Source organism: Hymenobacter sp. J193, assembly GCF_024700075.1.
In the GTDB taxonomy this organism is placed as follows: Bacteria; Bacteroidota; Bacteroidia; order Cytophagales; family Hymenobacteraceae; genus Hymenobacter.
The window spans coordinates 1,717,860-1,736,737 of record NZ_JAJONE010000001.1 but is presented as its reverse complement, the minus strand read 5'-3'; the positions used below and the strand labels follow the sequence as shown (position 1 = coordinate 1,736,737).

At 59.1% G+C, this 18,878-nt stretch carries 15 protein-coding genes; 11 read left to right on the top strand and 4 right to left on the bottom strand.

Annotated elements, in window-relative coordinates; all coding sequences use genetic code 11:
* Nucleotides 1-35 precede the first annotated feature (35 nt).
* The 3 genes from LRS06_RS07455 to LRS06_RS07445 form a co-directional block, all read right to left on the bottom strand.
* On the bottom strand, nt 36-923 hold the full coding sequence (locus tag LRS06_RS07455) for a tyrosine-type recombinase/integrase (protein WP_257870907.1): 888 nt from the start codon (nt 921-923) through the stop codon (nt 36-38).
* A 134-nt stretch (nt 924-1,057) separates the two neighbouring features.
* Complete coding sequence (gene rpsU / locus LRS06_RS07450; protein ID WP_196954408.1) at nt 1,058-1,255, bottom strand: 30S ribosomal protein S21; 198 nt, start codon at nt 1,253-1,255, stop codon at nt 1,058-1,060.
* Nucleotides 1,256-1,336: 81 nt separating this feature from the next.
* Nucleotides 1,337-2,476 (bottom strand): acyl-CoA dehydrogenase family protein, encoded by a 1,140-nt coding sequence (locus tag LRS06_RS07445; protein WP_257870906.1) that lies wholly within the window; start codon nt 2,474-2,476, stop codon nt 1,337-1,339.
* A 237-nt stretch (nt 2,477-2,713) separates the two neighbouring features.
* Between LRS06_RS07445 and LRS06_RS07440 the strand changes: the two genes are divergently transcribed.
* The 11 genes from LRS06_RS07440 (at nt 2,714) to LRS06_RS07390 (ending at nt 15,968) form a co-directional block, all read left to right on the top strand.
* Entirely contained in the window at nt 2,714-3,616 is a 903-nt protein-coding gene (locus LRS06_RS07440; RefSeq protein ID WP_257870905.1) for a polysaccharide biosynthesis/export family protein, read from the top strand.
* 68 nt (nt 3,617-3,684) lie between these two features.
* The gene (locus LRS06_RS07435; RefSeq protein WP_257870904.1) at nt 3,685-6,159 is read left to right on the top strand and encodes a tyrosine-protein kinase; all 2,475 of its coding nucleotides are present in this window, start codon (nt 3,685-3,687) and stop codon (nt 6,157-6,159) included.
* 25 nt (nt 6,160-6,184) lie between these two features.
* Nucleotides 6,185-6,946, top strand: a complete 762-nt coding sequence (locus LRS06_RS07430; protein ID WP_257870903.1) for a tyrosine-protein phosphatase — start codon at nt 6,185-6,187, stop codon at nt 6,944-6,946.
* Nucleotides 6,947-7,045: 99 nt separating this feature from the next.
* Nucleotides 7,046-8,065 carry an NAD-dependent epimerase/dehydratase family protein gene (locus LRS06_RS07425; RefSeq protein ID WP_257870902.1) on the top strand — a complete coding sequence of 340 codons (1,020 nt, stop codon included), beginning with the start codon at nt 7,046-7,048 and terminating at the stop codon, nt 8,063-8,065.
* A gap of 92 nt (nt 8,066-8,157) precedes the next feature.
* Nucleotides 8,158-9,555 (top strand): tetratricopeptide repeat protein, encoded by a 1,398-nt coding sequence (locus tag LRS06_RS07420; protein WP_257870901.1) that lies wholly within the window; start codon nt 8,158-8,160, stop codon nt 9,553-9,555.
* 197 nt (nt 9,556-9,752) lie between these two features.
* Nucleotides 9,753-10,586, top strand: a complete 834-nt coding sequence (locus tag LRS06_RS07415; RefSeq protein ID WP_257870900.1) for a phosphosulfolactate synthase — start codon at nt 9,753-9,755, stop codon at nt 10,584-10,586.
* Nucleotides 10,587-10,742: 156 nt separating this feature from the next.
* The gene (locus tag LRS06_RS07410) at nt 10,743-12,197 is read left to right on the top strand and encodes a hypothetical protein (protein ID WP_257870899.1); all 1,455 of its coding nucleotides are present in this window, start codon (nt 10,743-10,745) and stop codon (nt 12,195-12,197) included.
* A gap of 116 nt (nt 12,198-12,313) precedes the next feature.
* On the top strand, nt 12,314-13,669 hold the full coding sequence (locus LRS06_RS07405) for a sorbosone dehydrogenase family protein (protein WP_257870898.1): 1,356 nt from the start codon (nt 12,314-12,316) through the stop codon (nt 13,667-13,669).
* A 95-nt stretch (nt 13,670-13,764) separates the two neighbouring features.
* Complete coding sequence (locus LRS06_RS07400; RefSeq protein ID WP_257870897.1) at nt 13,765-14,409, top strand: spermidine synthase; 645 nt, start codon at nt 13,765-13,767, stop codon at nt 14,407-14,409.
* A 74-nt stretch (nt 14,410-14,483) separates the two neighbouring features.
* A complete protein-coding gene (locus LRS06_RS07395) occupies nt 14,484-15,143 on the top strand; it encodes a DedA family protein (RefSeq protein WP_257870896.1) in 660 nt (219 codons plus the stop codon).
* 87 nt (nt 15,144-15,230) lie between these two features.
* Complete coding sequence (locus tag LRS06_RS07390) at nt 15,231-15,968, top strand: shikimate dehydrogenase (protein WP_257870895.1); 738 nt, start codon at nt 15,231-15,233, stop codon at nt 15,966-15,968.
* Between the two features lie 244 nt (nt 15,969-16,212).
* Here the strand turns inward: LRS06_RS07390 and LRS06_RS07385 are convergent, their stop codons facing one another.
* Nucleotides 16,213-18,738: a TonB-dependent receptor domain-containing protein gene (locus LRS06_RS07385; protein ID WP_257870894.1), complete on the bottom strand. Its 2,526-nt coding sequence runs from the start codon at nt 18,736-18,738 to the stop codon at nt 16,213-16,215.
* Nucleotides 18,739-18,878: the final 140 nt, after the last annotated feature.

Genomic DNA, 18,878 nt, shown 5'->3' with positions numbered 1-18,878 from the left:
CAGTAGTGGGGTTAGGGAGTAGAAAAAAGAAACAACTAGGCCTTGGGATGGGCCTTTTCGAAAACCGCTTTCAGCTTATCAATCGATAAGTGCGTGTACACCTGCGTGGCGGCCAGGTTGGCATGGCCCAGCAGCTCTTTAATGGCATTCAGATCGGCGCCTTTGCTGAGCAGGTGCGTGGCAAAGGAATGCCGCAGCACGTGTGGGTGCTGCTGCGAGGCGGCCGTTGTGATATGGCTTAAATAGTGCTTCACGGTGCGATACACGAACTTTTCGTAGAGCGGTTCCTGCTTGTTTGTAACGAGCAGGGGGCCGCCCGCGTTGCCGCCCGCCGGGAATTCCTGTTGCTTCCGGGCTATATACCGCTCCAGCACCTGCACCAGCGTAGGGTTGAGGGGCACAATGCGCTGCTTGTTGCCTTTGCCCGTGACGCGCACGGTGCGGCCGGGCAAGCTCAGGTCGTCGTGGCGAATGCCCAGCAGCTCGGAGAGGCGGATGCCGGTGCCGTAAAGCAGCTCCAGCACCAGTTGGTCGCGCGCGCCTTCAAACGACTCCGGAAATTCAAACGAGTTCAGCAGCCCGTTCAACGACTCCTCGGGCACGAAGTCCGGCAGCTTCTTGGCCATTTTGGGGGCCGTGATGCGCAGCATCGGATTTTTGCTGACGGCTCCCGTGCGCAGCAGAAACTTGTAGTAGGAGCGGAGGCAGGCAATTTTGCGGTTGACGGTGCGGGGGGCCAGGTTCTGCTGCATCAGCTCCACAATCCAGGAGCGAATCAGCGTATGGTCGGCCAGGGCCGCGTCGTCCAGCTCGTAGGCGGTCTTCAGGTACTCGCTGAACTGCCGTAAATCGGTCTGGTACGAAAGCAGCGTGTGCGGGCTGTAGCGCCGCTCCGACCGCAGATACGAAAAAAATAACTCCATATACAAAAGGCCGACTGTTGAGGTCGGAATACCCAATGTAGGGAATTAAACTGAAAAGTACGAACGCGAAAAAACCGCCTGAAAAGCTGGAATAGCCCTTCAGGCGGTCAAATCCTGACCACAGGTCGCGTCAGTTAGTTGGCAGCGTCGTTGCCGTACGTTACCTGCTTGTAGATAGCCTTCTGCTTCTGCTTGCGGTTCGTGATGGACGGCTTCTGGAAGAACGTGCGACGACGCAGTTCCTTCAATACGCCGGTGCGCTCAAATTTCTTTTTGAAACGCTTGAGGGCGCGGTCAACCGACTCGTTTTCTTTGATTTGGACGATGATCATATGGTCAATGAGGTTGAGACTTCTCCTGTTAAGGGCTGCAAAGATAAATGGCTGTAGCTTACTACGCAAGCCCCGACAAGGTTACTTGAGAATAGTGCGGGCAATAACCAGCTTCTGAATCTCGGAAGTTCCTTCGCCAATGGTGCACAGCTTGGCGTCGCGGTAGTATTTCTCGGCCGGGTAGTCTTTGGTGTAACCATAGCCCCCAAAGATCTGCACCCCCTCGTTGGCGGCGCGCACGGCCACTTCCGAGGCGTACAGCTTGGCCATGGCCGATTCGCGGTTCACGTTCAGGCCCCGGTCCTTCATGTCGGCGGCGCGGTAGGTGAGCAGCGACGCGGCCTCAATTTCCGTGGCCATATCGGCCAGCTTGAAGCTGATGCCCTGGAAGTTGCTGATGGGCTGGTTGAACTGGTGCCGCTCCTTGGAGTACTGCAGCGCTGCCTCGTAGGCACCCTGCGCAATGCCTAGGCTGAGCGCCGCAATGCTGATGCGGCCCCCGTCGAGCACCTTCAGCGCCTGCACAAAACCGTCGCCGACGCTGCCAATCACGTTTTCTTTGGGTATGCGGCAGTCGGTAAAAATCATTTCGGTGGTTTCGGAAGCGCGCATGCCGAGCTTGTCTTCCTTGCGGCCACCTTCGAAGCCGGGGGTGCCCCGCTCTACAATGAAGGCCGTCATGGCGCGGGAGTCGCCTACCTCACCGGTGCGGGCAATAACCACGGCCACATGGCCACTTTTACCGTGCGTGATAAAGTTCTTAGCGCCGTTCAGCACATAAAAGTCGCCATCTTCCACGGCCACCGTGCGCATGTTGCCGGCATCGGAGCCGGTGTTGGGTTCCGTCAGGCCCCAGGCGCCAATCCACTCCCCGCTGGCCAGCCGGGGCAGGTACTTCTGCTTTTGCTCCTCGGAGGCGTGCTGCAGGATGTGGCCGGTACACAGGGAGTTGTGCGCTGCCATGCTCAGGCCAATGCTGCCGTCGATTTTGGCCAACTCCGCAATGGCCGTTACGTACTCGGTGTAGCCGAAGCCGGAGCCACCATACTGCTGGGGTACTAGCACGCCCATCAGGCCCAGCTCACCGAGCTTGTGAAAAACGTCGGCGGGAAATTCCTGGGTTTCGTCCCAGCGCATCATGTGCGGCTTGATGTGGGTGGCACCAAAGTCGCGCACCATCTGCGCAATCATTGTCTGGTTCTCGGTTGCTACCAGTTCCATTTTCGTAAAGGTTTGGGTGGGGAAGGGTAAGAGCGTAACCAGCCGAAGCTGGATTTGGGTCCACGAAGCTACCGGTTTTGCCGCTATCAATAGCTTTTGGCCCGAAGTCCGCAGAACCCGCTAATTTTGAATCCGCAACCGTATTCGGTTACTTTGAAGGTTTTTAAGATAAAATTCTCTGGTATCCAGCTTTTCACGAGGCTGGATTTGTTTTCCCTTATGGCTTCAGCAGCCTGCATGCGCACTCCCCTTCTTCGTCTTCTCAGCTGGCTGTGGCTGGCTCCGGTTGTACTGCTGGCCTCCTGCGCCACCTCCAGGTCGTACCGGCAGAACATCATGTTTCAAACGGAAAATAGCACCTCCGTGGATACGGCGCGGCTGCAAACGGCCCTGAGAAAGCTAAGCCAGAACTACGTCATCAAGCCCAACGACTACCTGCAAGTGCGAGTGTACACCAATAAAGGCGAGCGGCTGGTTGACCCCAACGGGGAGTTGCGTTTCGGCGTTCCGGGCAACCAAACCCTTATTACCGGCGCAACGCAGTCGGGCGGTGAGCTAACCCGCGGTGGTGATGTGGGCAGCCGCCCGGCCGGCGACTCAGAGTTTCTGGTGCAGAGCGACGGTGTGGTAAAGCTTCCAATGGTGGGCTACGTCAAAATCACCGGCAACACGCTGTTGCAGGCCGATAGCCTGCTGCAGCTTCGGTACAATGCATTTTACAAGGATGCTTTTGTAGCTACCCGGGTAACCAACAGCCGGGTGTTCGTACTGGGTACCCCCGGCGGTATGGTAGTGCCACTGTACAATGACAATATGAATCTAATCGAGATTCTGGCCTCCGTAAATGGCATTGATGCCCGGACCAATACGGGTAGCAGTGGTGGCGCCACGCGCTACGGCAAGGCATTTAATATCCGCCTGATCCGGGGAGATTTGAAAAATCCGATGGTACAGGTTATCGACTTGTCAACTATTGAAGGCATGCGCCGGGCCGACCTGCGTATGCAGCCAAACGATATCGTCTATATTGAACCAGTGCGCCGGCCCTTCCGAGAGGCACTAACTGATATACTTCCGTTGTTGCAGGTAGTTACCACTGCTGTTACCACCGTTCTGCTGATTATAAATATCAAGCAATAAGCAGCTGCAACAGGTAGCGTAGCCTATTGGGTACGCTGAATATTAAGAATCTACTTCCGTAGTCTGGAATGGCCAAAAACGAAAACGCTGAGCTAGAAGACCTGATCAGAAACGCGGGTAATGGTGCCCCATCGCCCGTTATCGAGTCTGGCTTTGAAGAAGAAAACGCTGGCTTCGATGTAACAACGCTGCTGATGGTAGCCCGGCGGAGTGTACCGTGGATTATCCTGCTCATTTTGCTGGGGGTAACCAGCTCCTGGATGTTTCTGCGCTACACCAAGCCTACCTACAAGTCTTCTTCAACGCTGAAGATTGACGAAAAGCAGGACGCCGGGGCTCTGGGGCTAGGGCAGACGCTGGGTGGGGCCGAAGGGCTGCAGACGGTAAATAATCTGTCCGGCGAGGTAGAGCTGATAAAGTCCAACCTCATTTACCGGCAGCTGAAGGATTCCCTGAACCTGGATGTAAACTACTACTCACAGGGGACGGTGCTGGAAACAGAGCTGTATGGTACTTCGCCGTTTCACGTGGAGTATGACGTGCAGGATCCACGGTTTTACAACACGCGTTTTGGGGTATTGTTTACCGGCCCCGAAACCTTCCAGCTGACACACGAGAAAAACGAAGAGCCGCGCGAATACCGGGTAGGCACTCCGGTGGACCTGGGTGGCGCGAAAGTCGTTATTACGAAAACCCGGCATTTTGATGAGGACGTTGTTAACAACAACTACCACTTCGTAATCAACGACGACGCGGCCATCAATCAGTATTTCGATGACAACCTGTCGGTTGAGATTGTCAATCCAGAGGCCAGTACAATCAGCATCTCCTTTACCGACCATAACCTGCGCAAGGCGCACGATATCGTCAACCGTATCGACACCGTGTACCTGCTGGCCAAGCTAAGCAAGAACACGCAGGGCCAGCAGCAGATTATGCAGTATCTGGATCAGCAGCTGGAACTCACGCGCGACAGCCTGCAGCGGGCCGAAATTGCGCTGCAGTCGTTTGCCAAGCGCGCCAAGATGTACGACGTCCGGGGGGGAGTGGCTACTATCACCCAGCAGCTGGAAGGACAGGAAAAAGAGCGCCAGGCCCTGCAGCGCCGGCTGGAGCTACTCACGAGCGTGGCGCGGCTCACCTCGCGCGAGCAGATTTCGCGCGATGAGAATGCGGGCGTGGAGCAGAGTGTACCGGGCCTGGCGCTGCTGGAAGACCCCGTTCTTACCCAGCAGATAGCCGAGCTTAACCTCGCCCAGCAGGACTTACGACGTGTGCTGCGCTCCAACACAGAGGCTACCGAGGCCGTGCAGCAGCGCCGTGCCGCCGTCGACTACGCCAAGCGCAACGTGCGCGAGTCGCTGCAGCAGAGCCTGCGCGTGGTGCGAGAGCAGCTGGGGGCGCTTAATCAGCAGCAGAATAAGCTCAATACTGAGCTGCAGGTACTGCCGCAGCGCGAAACGGAGCGGGCCCGCCTGCAGCGCCCCTTCGATTTGTACGAGAAGTCGTACCTGATGCTGATGGACAAGCGGGTGGAGTACAGCATCGCCAAAGCCGGTACCACGCCCGATTTCCAGATTCTTTCGCCCGCCTCCATGCCCAGCGCGCCTATCTCGCCCGTTCGGCTGATTGTGTATGCCATTGGCCTGGCGGGTGGCATCTTCATGGGGCTGGGGCTGGTGGCCACGCGCTACTTCATGCACAACAGCGTGACCAACATCCGGGAGCTGGAGCGCAACACCGTTGCCCCGGTTCTGGGCGTTATTCCTACTTACGACAAGGAAAAATTGCTGGTATCTCGGTTGGTTGTTGATAAAAACCCAAAATCAGCTATTTCTGAGTCTATTCGTTCTATCCGGACAAACCTGGAGTTCATGGCCTCGTCCAAGAAGAAGCGGCTGATTTCCATTACCTCAACGATTAGCGGCGAAGGAAAAACCTTTGTTACCGTCAATCTGGCGGGAATTATAGCGTCGTCGGACCAGCGCGTAGTAATTCTTGACCTGGATATGCGCAAGCCCAAGGTTAACCTGGCATTTGGGGCGGAGAACGTGAAAGGTATCAGTACCATCCTTATTGAGCGCCATACCTGGCAGGAGTGCATTCAGCACACGTCCATTCCTACCCTGGACTTTATTTCGGCCGGCCCAACGCCGCCCAACCCATCGGAGCTGATTCTGAATCCCAAATTCGACGAGATGCTGAGTGAGCTGCACCAGCACTACGACGTTATCATGATTGACACCCCGCCGGTAGGACTGGTAACGGACGGCATCCTGATCATGCGTAAGGCCGATGTGCCGATTTATATCGTGCGCGCCGACTATTCGAAGAAGACCTTCCTCAAGAACATCAACAAGCTGGTGCGCACCAATGGCTTTACCCGCCTGGCTACCATTTTGAACGATGCCCGTTCGAGTGGGCTGTATGGCTACGGCTATGGCTACGGCTATGGCTACGGCTATGGCTACGGACAGGGCTACTACGAAGACACCCAGCCCAAGCGCAGCTGGTGGCAGCGGCTGCGCAAACAGTTTTCCTAGCAATCCGCCGTAGTTCTCATCCACGATGGCATCATGGCTTCGCAGTATTTTCAGTAAGGGTGCTCCGGCCCCGGCCGCGTCGCTGGGGGAGCTGCTGACGGATATGCACTCCCACCTGCTGCCGGGCCTTGATGACGGTGCCGAAACCGTGGAGCACTCAGTGGCATTGCTACGGGAGATGCGCGAGCTGGGCTACCGCAAGCTCATTATGACTCCCCACGTGATGGGCGACTTCTACCGCAACACGCCGGAAGGCATCCGGGGGGCGCTAAAGCAATTGCAGGAAGCGGCTACGGCAGCAGGCATTACCGATGTGACCCTGGAATGCGCCGCCGAGTATTACCTGGACGAGTGGTTTCCGCGTCGCCTCGAAAACGGGGAGGAGATGCTGAGCTTTGGAGGGGAGAAGAAGTACCTGCTGATAGAAACCTCCTACATCAACGAGCCTTTCAACCTGCCGCAGATTGTCTTCGACTTGCAGGCGGCGGGTTACCAGCCGGTGCTGGCCCACCCCGAGCGGTACACCTACCTCTACAGCAAGTTTGATGAGCTACCCCGCCTGCGCGAAATGGGCGTGATGCTGCAGGTGAACCTGAACTCTTTGTGCGGCTACTACTCGGCTGGCGCCAAGCACGTAGCCGAAAAGCTCATAGATGCCGGACTGGTGGATATGCTGGGTACCGATGCGCATCACCTCAAGCACGTGGATACGCTCCGCCACAAAGTGCTGCCCACCGGCTATCTGGCCAAAGCCTTGGCCCTGCCCTTGCTGAATCGAAATCTGTAATAGGGACTTGAAGACTTAGGGGCTTGGTTTTCGTTCTGGAATAAATTTTTAGGAACGTCAACCAACTCCTAAGCCCCAAGTCCCCAAATCAAGCCCTCTATGATTTTCGTTACCGGCGGCAGCGGCCTGATTGGCTCTTTCCTGATTCCGGCTCTGGTAGCCCGGGGCGAGCAGGTACGGGCCCTGTACCGGCAGCAGGTTCCGGTCTTGTCATCCGCCGAGCAGGTGGAGTGGCTGCAGGGTGACCTGCTCGACCCGCTGCTGCTGCGGCAGGCGCTGGAGGGCGTCACGCACGTGTTTCACTGCGCCGGGCTGGTTTCCTACGCCCCGCAGGACGAAGATGCCCTGCTGCAAATTAACGTGGAAGGCACCGCCAACCTGGTCGATGCCTGCCTGGAGCGCCCCGGCCTCCGGCTGTGTCACGTGTCGTCGGTGGCGGCGCTGGGCAGCGGGGCGGCTTCGGAAGAAACGCTCAATACGCTTCCGCTGGTGGTGACGGAAGACGCCAAGTGGGACCTGGGCGCTGCCCACGCCGCCTATGCGACTTCCAAATACCTGGGCGAGCTGGAAGTGTGGCGGGGCGTATCGGAGGGGCTGGCCGCCGTCATCGTGAACCCCTCGGTGATACTGGGCCCGGCCGACTGGACGCGCAGCAGCACCCGGCTTTTGCGCTATGCCTACCAGGAGCACCGCTTCTACACGCCCGGCACCATCAACGTGGTGGACGTGCGCGACGTGGTGTCCCAGATGTTACGGCTGGGGCTGGAGCTGCCGGTGCGCGGGGAGCGGTACATCCTCAGCGCCGAAGCCGTACCTTTGCGGGAGCTGCTGGCGCAGGCGGCCCGCTGCTTTGGCAAAAGGCCTCCCACCACGGCCGTGCCCAACTGGGCCGCCGAGGTTATCTGGCGCCTGGAGCACGCGCGCGGCGTACTTACGGGCAGCCGCCCGCTCATCACCAAAGACACGGCCCGCGCCGGCCGCCAGCCGCTGGTGTACGAGGCCGGCAAAGTGCAGCGCGCTACCGGGCTGAGCTTTCGACCCGTAGCCGATACCATTGCATGGTGCTGCGCGGAATTACGGCGGAACGTAGTGGCCTCCGGTGCGGTTGTTGTATCTTAGGCTGGTAGCTTGCTTACTGCGCGGAGCAGGCGTCTTTCCCTCGGAGAACTGCCGTTTTGGCGGTTCTCTTTGCCGATTGTAGGAATATGCGAATGAATGAGAATTTTGAGGACCGGGACGAAGTGCTGGACATCGTGCGCCGTTTTGAGGAAATGATGGCCAGCAACGAGCCGGTGTTTTTCGACCTGGCCGACTTTGAGAATATCATCGACCACTATACTACCCACACCCAGTACGACCAGGCTCTGCAGGCCTGCGAGGCGGCTATTGCCCTGTACCCATTCAGCACCGAGCTGCTCATTGACCGCTCCCAGGTGCTGGCCATGAAAGGCGAGTACACCGCCGCCGCCGACCAGATTGAGAACGTGGCCCTGCTCGACCCTGACAATCCTGACGTAGCCGTGACGCGCGGCATCATTGCCACCCAGAAGGGCGAATTTGCCGAGGCCGTGGCCTTCTTCCTGAGCGCCGTGGAGCGCTTCCCCGAGCGCGACGACATCCACTTCAACCTGGGCCTGGCTTACCAGAGCTGGCAGAAGTACAAAAGCGCCGCCCGCCACTACAAGCAAAGCCTGCGCATCAACTCCGACAACGACGTGGCCGTGCAGGAGCTGCTGTACTGCCTGGAAGTAAGCGACCGGCTCGAGAAGAACCTGGAGTTTTTCCGCCGCTTCACCGACGACGACCCGTATTCGGCCATTGCCTGGTACAACCTGGGGCAGGCGTATTTCCGCGCTGGCAAGTTCGACGAGGCCATCAGCTCCTTCGACTATGCCCTGTTGATTGACGCCAAGTTCTACGAGGCGCATGGCTACCTGGCCAGCACTTACGTGAGCCTGGAGCGATACCGCAAGGCCATTGAGGAGTTTGAGCTCAGCTACCCCGAAGGCGAGCCCACGCCCGAGGCGCTCTGCAACATTGGCGAGTGCCACGAGAAACTAGCCGAGTGGGATCTGGCCCGCCGCTTCTACCAGAAGTCCATCGACCTCGACAACACGATGGATGAGGCCTGGTTTGGCATCGGCATTGTGCTCATTGCCCAGAACCGGGCCTTCGAGGCCATCCATTTCTTTCGCAAGGCCGTGACGCTCTACGACGAAAGCCTGGAATACTGGATGGCCCTGGCCGCCGCCGAGTACCAGGTGGGCAACATCGTGAGTGCCTTGGAAGCTTACGACAAAGCCACCCAGGTGGCCCCCGACAGCAAGGACGCCTGGCTGAACTGGAGCATCATTCTCTACGAGCAGGGCAATTTCGACGGGGCCGTGGACCTGATGCGCAACGCCCTGGAGATTCAGCCGGCCGAGGCCGAGCTGCAGTACCGCCTGTGTGCCTACCTGCTGGCGGCCGGGCGCTACCGCGAGGCCTACGAAACCCTGGAAAATGCCTTAGTCCTGGACTTCGACAAGCACCGCCTGCTGTTCGACTACTTTCCTGAGCTGGAATCCCAGAAGGCCCTGGCCCGCCTCATCGACCAGTACCGGAAATAGGTGCGTGAGTTGCACCACGCCAAGTCGCACGCCGCGTTTGTCATGCTTCGGCTGCGCGGACGCCAGATGAAGCATGACGGGTGCAAACCCTGCCTAACAAAAAACAGCCGTACTTTTGCCCTCGTTGCTTTTTCCGGGGAAATGAGGCGTGGCCCAGACCAAGACCCCAAGACCCCAAGACCCCAAGACCCTACTACATGAATTACAACCTGACCCAGCTGCCGGAACGCACCGAAAAACCCCGCGAACAAGGCTTTACCATGGTGATGGACAAAGGCTCCAGCGTGCGGGAAGTGGAAGACTTTCTGGAAGTAGGGGCGGCATACACCGACATTGTGAAACTGGGCTGGGCCACGTCCTACGTAGCGCCCAACCTGGAGCGTAAGCTGGCCGTCTACCGCGAGGCCGGCATTCCGGTGTATTTCGGAGGTACGCTGTTCGAGGCCTTTATCATCCGCAACCAGTTCGAGGACTACCGCCGCCTGCTCGACAAAATGGGCATGGAATACGCGGAGGTGTCGGACGGCTCCCTGGACCTGAACCACGACAGGAAGCTGGATTTCATTCGCATCCTGTCGCAGGATGTGAAGGTGCTGAGCGAGGTAGGCTCCAAGGATGCGGAAAAGATTATTCCGCCCTACAAGTGGATTTCGCAGATGAAAACGGAACTGGAAGCCGGCGCTGTAAAGGTAATCGGCGAAGCCCGGGAAGCCGGCAATGTGGGCTTGTTTCGTAGCACCGGCGAAGTACGCTCAGGTCTGGTAGAGGAAATTCTCACTCAGATTCCTTTCGAAAAAATCATCTGGGAAGCGCCCCAGAAAGCCCAGCAGGTGTGGTTTATCAAGCTGCTCGGGCCCAATGTGAACCTGGGCAACATCGCGCCCAACGAAATCATCAGCCTCGAAACCATCCGGCTGGGGTTGCGCGGCGACACTTTCCTGGATTTCCTGGATCTGGAGAACGTGGACGACATGTTCAAGCCCGAGCCTAAGGTGCAGGGCAAGCCCGGCACTTCCATGCCGCGCGGCTAGTCTCCACTACAGAGAAGTAGTACCCCTTCCCCACAGGCTGCTGATGCTCCATCGGCAGCCTGTTTGCATGCGGCGGTATTGTAGCGCTGACTATGGAGTGAGGGTTCGTAGCTTTGAGGCGCACCGGTCTATACATATACGTGCGACAAATACTCTATGAAGCAACGGTTTTCCTGGGTCGGCTGGCTGCTGGTATTTTTTGTGCTGCTGGATTTAACTTACTCCTTTCGGCAATATTATCAGATTCCGCTGGATGGAGACTTATCCTCTATTGCCCTGCCTGGCCCCTCCAACAGCCCAGTGCTGACCAGCCCCCTGGGGATACGTGCCTGGCGCAACCAAGAGTATTACCTGGGTCCCAACCGCTACTTCGCCTATGCCTTTACCGGGCTTTACTTCCACCATGTGCCACGCTGGCTGCAAGTGGTTTTTTCGCCCATCGATAGTGTGTATGTGGCCTGTGCGCTGCTCAAAGCCCTTGCTCAGGCAGCGCTGGTGTATCTGTTGGGCATAATGGCTACGGGCACCTGGCGACTTACGCGGCCGCGCCTGTGGCTGGCTATGGCCCTGGTGACGCCGATATTCCAGGTGAAGGGCTACGCCGAGGAAATGGCCGTTGTGGACTGGTGCATTTCCTACGCCTCCTTTTATGCGGTGCCGGTTATTTGGCTGCTGGTGTATCTGTTGCCGTTTCACTTAGCAGCCTGGTTTGGTCGACCACTTTTGCCAGGCACTTGGTGGGTGCTACTGTGGCTACTGCTTGCCGTAGTGCTTGCGCTAAGTGGCCCCCTGATTCCGGCCCTGCTGCTGCTGCTGGCTCCTTCGCTTATGCTTCGGCTGCTGGTGCGGGGGTGGCAGCAAAGCAAAGAGCAGGCCTCATGGCCGGGGCGCTTCCGGCAAGCATTGGCCGCTACGCCCTGGCGCGTGTGGCTAGTGTTGGGCTTCACGGTGCTGATGGGCTTGTATTCCTTGTATGTAGGGCAGTATAACATCGAAAATACATCATCCGAGCTGGCCGTAAAGGAGCGTTATGAGAAGCTGTGGATGGGCATCTACTACGAGCTGGCCGGTGGCCTGGGAGTGCCAGTGCTCCTGCTGGTGGCAGTAGTAAATCATTATTTCCTGCGGGCATTGCCTCTCACCCCGGAGCGCCGCCGCCTGCTGGTGCTGGGCAACTGGGTGTTTGTGCTGGCGCTGGTGTACCTGGCACTGCTGCCCCTGGGCGGGTACCGGGGCTATAGGCCCAATGTGATTCGGCGCGATACCCTGATTCCCATCACCCTGGGGCTGACATTCTTCTTCGCTATTTCGGCCGTATACCTGGTGCGTCACCTGGCCGGGCGCTGGCGGGCGGCCTACGGGGCAATGCTGGCGCTGTTTGTATTCATCTACACCAACTCCGACCGCCCGCTGGACGATGCAAAAACCTGTGAGCGGGCCGCCCTGGAATACCTGCAAAACTCCCGGGAAACAGTAACCTTGCTGCCCTATCCCTGCGCTATTATGGCCTGGTCGCCCACTACCAACGCGCCCGACTCGGAGGTAGCCATGCAAATGCTGGCCCGGTGGCGCATTGTCCGGCCCGATCAGCGTTTCTATCAGCAGCCTTAGTAAGCCAGGCCTGCCACCTCCGCCGGCTTATCCGGAGCGTAGAGGCCAACCTCTTCCTGTTCCTGGTAGTACAAGCAAAGCTCCACTACAAAGCCGGAGCCTTGCCTGTACTACCCATGTCGAACCACCTCTTCTCTTTGCGCGCACCGGCTGGCCTAGCCGTGCTGATATTTCTGGCCGCCTGCGGCTCTCAGCCCAGCCAGCAGGAAAAGGCCGAAGCCCAGGCCAATACCCCCGCCGATACCGTAGCTACAGCCACCACCGGGGTGGATTTACCGGCGCCCTATGCTACCAAGTCTACCACCAAGCGCAGTAAGGTGATTGGCTGGCCGGCGGGCAAGGTTCCCACGGTGCCGACAGGCTTCCGCGTGACGGAATATGCCAGCAACCTCGAAAGCCCCCGCAACACCTACGTGCTGCCCAACGGTGACGTGCTGGTGGCGGAATCTAACACTGTCCCCTCAGATGCCAAGGAAAAAGCCGCCGCTGCCCTTAAGCTTGACCCATCCAAGTCGCTGCGCCTAACGAGTGCCAACCGCATTACGCTGCTGCGCGACACCAACAAAGACGGCAAACCCGAGGTGCGGGAAGTATTTCTGAAAGATCAGGAGCAGCCTTTTGGCATGCTGCTGCTGGGCGCCCACTTTTACGTGGCCAATACCAACGGCGTGTGGCGCTACCCCTACACGACCGGGCAGACCGCTATCAGCGGCCCGGGCGAGAAAATCCTGGAACTGCCCAAAGGCGGCTACAACAACCACTGGACGCGCAACCTGCTGGCTTCAGCCGATGGGCGAAAAATCTACGTGAGCGTGGGCTCTGCCTCCAATGTGGCGGAGCACGGAATCAAGGAAGAAGAGCGGCGCGCCAACATACTGGAAATAAACCCCGACGGCTCGGGCGAGCGGATCTACGCCAGCGGCCTGCGTAACCCCGTAGGTATGGACTGGGCTCCCGGTACCACTACCCTCTGGACGGCCGTGAATGAGCGCGACGAGCTGGGCGACGAGCTGGTGCCCGACTACCTGACGAGTGTGCGCGAAGGTGGGTTTTATGGCTGGCCCTACGCCTACTTTGGCCGGCACGAAGACCCCCGCCGCAAAGGCGAGCGGCCCGACCTGGTAGCCAAAACCCTGGTGCCGGAGGTAGCGCTGGGCCCGCACACGGCTTCGCTGGGTCTGGCTTTTTACGACCAGAAGGGTTTTCCTGCCAAATACCAGAACGGTGCGTTCATCGGGCAGCATGGCTCCTGGAACCGCGCGGCCTTCTCGGGCTACAAAGTGGTGTTCGTGCCATTCCGCAACGGCAAGCCCAGCGGCCCGATGGAAGACTTCGTAACGGGTTTCATTGCCAACGAAGCCGAAAAGGAAGTGTACGGCCGCCCCGTGGGCATCACCGTGCTGCCGGATGGTGCCCTGCTCGTCGCCGATGATGCTGCCGGCAAGCTCTGGCGCATCACGGCCGAAGGGTAGGGGATTGGGGAATTGCAGAGCGGGCTTTCTGTCGCGCTGAGCGAAGTCGAAGCATGACGGTTTACCGCCGTACTTTCGCGGAAATCTGCGGGCCTATGAAAAAGCTTCTGAGCTACCTGTTTCCATTTACGCGCCGTGTGCCCTCGGCCGTGAGCGGGGAGCTGGAAGTCACGCTCTACCAGGGGCGCAAGGTGCTCGATTCGCGCACGGCCAACTACTCCTACGGGGCCCTACAGCGAGTACTGCGGTTTGGTCTGCAGCAGATTCCGCTGGAAGCCGTGCGGCATGTGCTGCTGCTGGGGCTGGGCGGCGGCTCGGTGATACAGACGCTGCGCCAGGAGCTGCACTACCGCCACCCCATCACGGCCGTGGAGCTGGACCCGGCCGTAATTCAGCTGGCCGCCGAGGAGTTTGGCATTACGGCCGGGCCGGAGCTGCGTATTGTGCAGGCCGATGCCTTTGCCTGGGTACAGCAGGCCCCGGAGAGGTTTGGCCTCATCATCGTGGATATTTCGATTGACAGCCAGATACCGCCGGAGGTGTTTGGCTTGCCGTTCTGGCAGGCGCTGCACCGGCTGCTGGAGCCTGGCGGCTCGGTGCTGCTCAATGCCATTGAAGCGCCCGGCCACGCGGCCCTCACGGCAACCCTGCACCAGCACGCCGCGCAGCTGGGACTGGAGTTGCGCGTGTTTCAGCGGGTAGAAAAGCTCAACCAGTTGGTAGTGGCCCGCAAGCCGTAGGGGCGGGCGGCACGGATATATGCGGCACGCCTGCTTTCTTTGTGGTGCGGCTGGTCGCGCCTTTTCTTCTTCTGATGGATTTTCTGAAACAGATTCTTGACTTTATTCTGCATCTCGACAAGCACCTGGCCGAGATAATCCAGCAGTACGGGGCGTGGACCTACGCTATTCTCTTCCTGATTATTTTTGTGGAAACCGGGGTGGTTATTCTGCCTTTCCTGCCCGGCGACTCGCTGCTGTTCGCGGCTGGCTCGCTGGCGGCCCTGCCCGGCTCCCCGCTCAACGTGTGGATGATGATGGGTTTGCTGATTGTGGCCGCCGTGCTGGGCGACACGCTCAACTACCACATCGGCGACTACCTGGGGCCGCGCGTGTTTCGCGAGAACTCCCGGTTTCTAAAGCGGGAGCACCTGGAGCGCACCCAGGGCTTCTACGAAAAGCACGGAGCCAAAACCATCATTCTGGCCCGCTTTATTCCCATTATCCGCACGTTTGCGCCCTTTGTGGCAGGCGTGGGGACCATGAGCTACAGCAAGTTTCTTTCGTACAACATTATAGGCGCCGTGCTGTGGGTGACACTGCTGACGGGTGCGGGCTATTTCTTCGGGCAGATTCCGGTGGTGCAGAAGAACTTCTCGCTGGTGGTACTGGCCATTATCGTGCTGTCGGTGCTGCCAGCCGTGTGGGAGTTTGCCAAAGCGCGAACTACCAAGCGGCCCCTCGAGGATAGATAGTTTGCCCGAACTTTACGTAGAAAAACCACCTGGCCGCATGGGGTTGAGGTGGTTTTTTCGTTGCTTACCGCTCTGTTTTCAGTTCTTATGCCTACCTACGGATTGTTGGGGCGCACCCTGACGCACTCGTTCTCCCAGACGTACTTCACCCAGAAGTTTCAGAGCCTGCAGCTGGCGGATCATCACTACGAGCTGTTTGAGCTGCCATTCATCGACGAGCTGCCGGCGCTGCTGGAGCGCCACCCCGAGCTGCGCGGCCTCAACGTGACGATTCCCTACAAGGAAAACGTGTGGACGTTCCTGCACGATACGGCGCCCACGGCCGCCCGCGTAGGGGCCGTCAACGTTATCGAGTTTCGCCCCGACGGCCGGCTGATCGGCCATAACACCGACATGATTGGCTTCCGGGAGTCGGTGCGAGACTTTCTGCCTCGGGGCTTCGAAGGCCGGGCGCTGGTGCTGGGCAACGGGGGAGCCGCCAAAGCCGTGGAAGTAGCCCTGCGCGACCTGAATATTGGCTACTGGATTGTGTCGCGCCACCCGCTCGGCGCGGGCCTCACCTATGAGGAGCTTACGCCGGAGCTGCTGCGCGGTCATCAGCTCATCATCAACACCACGCCCGTGGGCACTTACCCCAACGTAGATGACTGCCCGGCTCTGCCCTACGAAGCCCTCACCCCCGAGCACTTTCTCTACGACCTGGTGTACAACCCCCGCGAAACCGAGTTTATGAAGCGGGGCCAGGCCCAGGGCGCAGCCACCAAAAACGGCTTCGAAATGCTCTGCCTGCAAGCCGAAGCTGCCTGGGACATCTGGAGGAAGTGAAGCAGAGTAACAGGTGACAGGTAACACGTTGTCATAGTAAGGGCAGTGAAGCCTTTAGCTTGCAAAACCAGCCAGCTCCCTTTACCACAAAGCCCCTGACGTCAGCACAGACGTCAGGGGCTTTGTGGTAAAGGAAGTGGTACGCTGCTCAGGAAGGATGGCTTCGGACACTGGCTTGATGCGCCACATGCCTCGCCATGACAACGTGTTACCTGTCACGTATTACGTGTCACCCCTCTCACCGCTACTGGCCGCCTTTGCTGCCGCCTTGCTTGGAGTCGTCGTTCTGGATGGTGCGGCGCTGGCGCTGGGAGCCGCTATCCAGCTTGCCAAAGCGGTAGTTGAAGGACAGACGCACGCCGCGGTTGTACTGAAACCAGGTGCCGGTGCTGCGGAACTGGTCGGTTTCGGTGGTATTGCGGAAGGCCCGCCCATTCTGCAGGAAATTGCTGGCATTGAAGGTGAGGTCGGCTTTTTCCTTGAGCAAAGTGCGCTTGACGCCCAGGCCGTACCATATGCCGCCCGCGTAGCGCGACTGGAGCTGCACGCCGCCGGTCCAGCCGCCGCCGAAGCCCTGCAGGGAATACACTTTGCCCAACTTCAGGGACGTATTCAGGTTCATGGAGCCGTTCAGGCGGCTGCTCGTGCGGCTGAGGGCGGCACTGTAGATGCGGGTGTAATCGGTGTTGATGTTGCTGCTGATGTCCCAGCCCTTAACGGGCTTCCAGGAGCCGTACAGGCCCAGGCCAAAAGTAGTGTTAGTAGCCAGGTTGCCGAAGGTGGTTTCGGTGCGGGCCAGCGCCTCGTTGTAGCGGTTGAACTCCTCAATGGAGTTGCCTGTGCGCCGCGTGTAAGTCGACACGTTTAAAGACGTTTTCTCCCCGAAGGTGCCGTAGCTCAGCTCATAGGAGTCTGTGATTTCGGGCGAGAGGTTGGGGTTGCCGTAGCTGATGCTGCTGGGCGTGCTCTGGTTCACGTAGGGGTTCAGGTAGTAAATCTGCGGGCGCTGAATGCGGCGGGAGTAGCTCAGGCGCAGCGTCTGGCCAGGCTTGCCGAGGGTGCGCGTCACGCTCAGGTTGGGCAGCACGTTCAGGTAGTCATTAGAAAACCGGCCGTTTTCTCCCTGAAACTCACCCTGAATATCGGTGCGCTCCAGGCGGGCGCCCAAACTGAAGTTGTACACCGAGTCGAGCGTGAAGCCATAGGTGGCGTAGGCCGCCAGCACGTTCTGGTTGTAGTCGAAGGCATTGGAGCGGCGCACACTGCGCACGAAGTCGGGGTGCACGTTTGTGAGCAGCGTATCGAGGCTGTAGTCGCTGCTGACGGTGCGGCGGATGGTTTTGGCCCCAGCCTCCAGGGTGCTGGTCGGGCTGAACGGGTGAGTGTAGTCGGTTTGGAGGGTGGTTTCAGTGTTGCGGGCCAGGTTGTTGCTGCGCTCCTGGTATTCCAGCGGCCCCTTTTGCACATCGGCGGCGTGGTACTGATCGAGACTGTACTCCTGGGTGTTGCGGTTCTGGGTGTGCTGGGCCAGCACGCTCCACTCACGGCGGGGCTGGGCTTCGCCGAAGGTGCGCGTATAGCTCGCGTTCAGGTCGTAGTTGCGGAACTGAAACTGCTGCACGATGTCGCGGGAGTACAGCGTATCGAGCGAGAACTGGCCGGGAGCCGACGGCGTGGTTTGCCGATATTCGTTGAACAACTCTTGGGGCGAGCTGCTCTGGTACTGGTTGCCGTTGCCGCTGAGTGTGAAGCTGTGTAGGGGCGAAGGGTCGTAGGTGAACTCCACCTGCCCGTAGCCGCCCTTGCCCGTATTCTCCGACACGCTCCGCTGCTCCAGCTGGCCCAGCACCTGACGTTCACCGCCGGCGGTACCGGGCACAAAGTCGGTGCGGGTAGTGCTGGAGCGGTAGGGGTAGAGGTTGCGGAAGCCCGTCAGCTTGGTATTAACGCCAAACTTGCCCCGCTTGGCGTTGAGGGAGCCATTCAAACTTTGGTTGCGGTTGCCGGCCGTAGCCCCCACGCTGCCGTTGGTGCCTTCGAGGGAGTTCTTTTTCAGCACGATGTTGATGACCCCGCCCGAGCCTTCGGCATCGTACTTGGCCGAGGGCGAAGTCACCACTTCAATAGCCTTGATCTGGTCGGCCGGAATCTGCTTCAGCGCCTCCGCCAGATTGCCCGAGAGCATGGCCGAAGGCTTATTGTTGATGAGAATACGCACGTTGGAGGTGCCGCGCAGCTGCACGTTGCCGTCCCCGTCCACGTTCACCATGGGGGTTTTGCGCAGAATATCCGAGGCCGTGCCGCCGGCGTTGGTGGCATCCTGATCGGCGTTGTACACGAGGCGGTCGGGCTTGCTTTCGATAACGGGCCGCTCTCCGGTCACGGTTACTTCGCCCAGCTTCTGCGTGCTGGTGGCCAGGGTGAGGGCGCCCAGGTCCGTCAATTGCCCCGTCACCGTTACATTTTCGATGCGCGTGGTGTAGCCCACAAAGCTAAGCTGCAGCCGAAAAGAGCCGGCCGGCAGGTTCTTCAGTTCAAACCGGCCCTGCTCGTCGCCGGTAGTAGAGGCCAGGGCCGCCGTGCCCGTCGCGGGCAGCAACACCACGGTGGCGTATTCCACCGGCTTCTGGGTGGCCGCATCCAGCACCCGACCGGAAAGGCGGCCGGTGCCTTTGGTAGCAGTTTGCGTGGGAGCGGCCGGGGTAGTCTGGGCCAGGGTAGGAGAGGCTGCCAGCAAAGCCGGCAGCAGCAGGTGTAACCACTGCTTCATAAAACGAAAGGATAAAAGAAGAATCGACAGACACGCCACTAACAGCAGAATTCCGGAAACGCTGCAAGCCCGGCCAGTATTTCACGCAGGGAGTCATAAAATAGCGCCAGCGTTGGCAAGGGGTGAAATAAAAACTGGCC

Bases quoted from the DNA above. Each gene is read 5' to 3' on its own strand.
- LRS06_RS07400 (WP_257870897.1), top strand. From the start codon at position 13,765: ATGAAAAAGCTTCTGAGCTACCTGTTTCCATTTACGCGCCGTGTGCCC.
- LRS06_RS07415 (WP_257870900.1), top strand. From the start codon at position 9,753: ATGAATTACAACCTGACCCAGCTGCCGGAACGCACCGAAAAACCCCGC.
- LRS06_RS07390 (WP_257870895.1), top strand. From the start codon at position 15,231: ATGCCTACCTACGGATTGTTGGGGCGCACCCTGACGCACTCGTTCTCC.
- LRS06_RS07430 (WP_257870903.1), top strand. From the start codon at position 6,185: ATGGCATCATGGCTTCGCAGTATTTTCAGTAAGGGTGCTCCGGCCCCG.
- rpsU (WP_196954408.1), bottom strand. From the start codon at position 1,255: ATGATCATCGTCCAAATCAAAGAAAACGAGTCGGTTGACCGCGCCCTC.
- LRS06_RS07405 (WP_257870898.1), top strand. From the start codon at position 12,314: ATGTCGAACCACCTCTTCTCTTTGCGCGCACCGGCTGGCCTAGCCGTG.
- LRS06_RS07435 (WP_257870904.1), top strand. From the start codon at position 3,685: ATGGCCAAAAACGAAAACGCTGAGCTAGAAGACCTGATCAGAAACGCG.
- LRS06_RS07395 (WP_257870896.1), top strand. From the start codon at position 14,484: ATGGATTTTCTGAAACAGATTCTTGACTTTATTCTGCATCTCGACAAG.
- LRS06_RS07420 (WP_257870901.1), top strand. From the start codon at position 8,158: ATGAATGAGAATTTTGAGGACCGGGACGAAGTGCTGGACATCGTGCGC.
- LRS06_RS07385 (WP_257870894.1), bottom strand. From the start codon at position 18,738: ATGAAGCAGTGGTTACACCTGCTGCTGCCGGCTTTGCTGGCAGCCTCT.
- LRS06_RS07445 (WP_257870906.1), bottom strand. From the start codon at position 2,476: ATGGAACTGGTAGCAACCGAGAACCAGACAATGATTGCGCAGATGGTG.
- LRS06_RS07425 (WP_257870902.1), top strand. From the start codon at position 7,046: ATGATTTTCGTTACCGGCGGCAGCGGCCTGATTGGCTCTTTCCTGATT.
- LRS06_RS07440 (WP_257870905.1), top strand. From the start codon at position 2,714: ATGCGCACTCCCCTTCTTCGTCTTCTCAGCTGGCTGTGGCTGGCTCCG.
- LRS06_RS07455 (WP_257870907.1), bottom strand. From the start codon at position 923: ATGGAGTTATTTTTTTCGTATCTGCGGTCGGAGCGGCGCTACAGCCCG.
- LRS06_RS07410 (WP_257870899.1), top strand. From the start codon at position 10,743: ATGAAGCAACGGTTTTCCTGGGTCGGCTGGCTGCTGGTATTTTTTGTG.